At 64.5% G+C, this 1,494-nt stretch carries 2 protein-coding genes; one reads left to right on the top strand and one right to left on the bottom strand.

Features of this window, described 5'->3' with window-relative positions:
- Positions 1-613 (bottom strand): lysophospholipid acyltransferase family protein (locus tag ACWGPE_RS18615; protein ID WP_452049249.1); only part of this gene is annotated, 613 nt, incomplete at its 3' end.
- A gap of 90 nt (positions 614-703) precedes the next feature.
- On the opposite strand from ACWGPE_RS18615, the gene ACWGPE_RS18610 reads away from it, so the two are divergent.
- A partial coding sequence (locus ACWGPE_RS18610; protein ID WP_452049248.1) for an MBL fold metallo-hydrolase occupies positions 704-1,494 on the top strand: 791 nt, incomplete at its 3' end.

Genomic DNA, 1,494 nt, shown 5'->3' with positions numbered 1-1,494 from the left:
GCACCTGGGCGAGCAGGTGTTGCATGCGCGAATGCAGCAATGCGGTGAGTTCGGCTGCGGGCAGCGTCGGCTGGATGGGCTCGCCCACCGCGATCGAGATCGGCACCTTGGGCCGGTACAGGTTCTTCGGGTGGCCCTTGGTCCAGATGCGCTGCGCGCCCCACACGATGTGCGGCACGATCGGCACGCCGGCCTCGATCGCCATCCGTGCCGCGCCGGACTTGAAGTCCTTGATCTCGAAGCTGCGGCTGATGGTCGCTTCCGGGTACACCCCGACCAGCTCACCGGCCTTGAGGTAGTCGACAGCCGCCTCGAACGACGCGGCCCCGCTGTCGCGATCCACCTCGATGTGGCGCAGGCTGCGCATGATCGGCCCGGTGATCTTGTTGTCGAAGACTTCCTTCTTTGCCATGAACCGCACCTTGCGACCCCGCTTCTGCAGGTAGGCGGGTAGGCCGGCAAAGGTGAAGTCGAAGTAGCTGGTGTGGTTTATGGCCACCACCGCACCACCGGTGACCGGGATGTTCTCCACCCCGGTCACGTTGAACTTCAGCCCCTGCAGCCGCCAGGCAGCCCGAGCGATTTGTATGACAGTCCCGTACACCGGTTCCACGTAGCCAGCCTAATCCCAGCCCGGATCGGCGCATCACCCAACTCGGGCTAGGCTGGGCGGGCATCGAAATACTCCATCGAAAGGCTGTTTGTGCAGGTCACCAGCGTCGGGCATGCCGGCTTCCTGATCGAGACCAAGGCTGGCAGCATTCTTTGCGACCCCTGGGTCAACCCCGCGTATTTCGCCTCGTGGGTCCCGTTCCCCGACAACAGCACGTTGGACTGGACAGCTCTCGGGGACGTCGACTACCTCTACGTGTCGCATCTGCACAAGGACCACTTCGACCCGGAGAACCTGCGCCGCCACGTCAACAAGGACGCGGTCGTGCTGCTGCCCGACTTCCCGGTGCCCGACCTGCAACGCGAACTGCAGAAGCTGGGCTTCCACCGGTTCTTCGAGACCACCGACTCCGTCAAGCACACCGTCAGCGGCCCCAAGGGCGACCTGGATGTGATGATCATCGCGCTGCGCGCACCGGCCGACGGCCCGATCGGCGATTCAGGCCTGGTGGTCGACGACGGTGAGACCGTCGCCTTCAACATGAACGACGCTCGCCCCGTCGATCTGGAGATGTTGCACACCGACTTCGGCCAGATCGACGTGCACATGCTGCAGTACTCGGGGGCCATCTGGTACCCGATGGTCTACGACATGCCCGCCCGCGCCAAAGAGGCCTTCGGCATCCAGAAGCGGCAGCGCCAGATGGACCGATGCCGCCAGTACATCGCGCAGGTCGGAGCGACCTGGGTGATCCCCTCGGCCGGGCCGCCCTGCTTCCTGGATCCCGAACTTCGCGATCTCAACGACGACCACGGCGATCCGGCCAACATCTTCCCCGACCAGGTGGTGTTCCTGGATCAGATGCAGCGCCACGGCCATGA

The sequence above is a fragment of the Agromyces sp. NPDC055658 genome, assembly GCF_053618155.1.
Note: the sequence above shows the minus strand (reverse complement) of the source record. Positions and strands in the feature narration are given on the sequence as shown.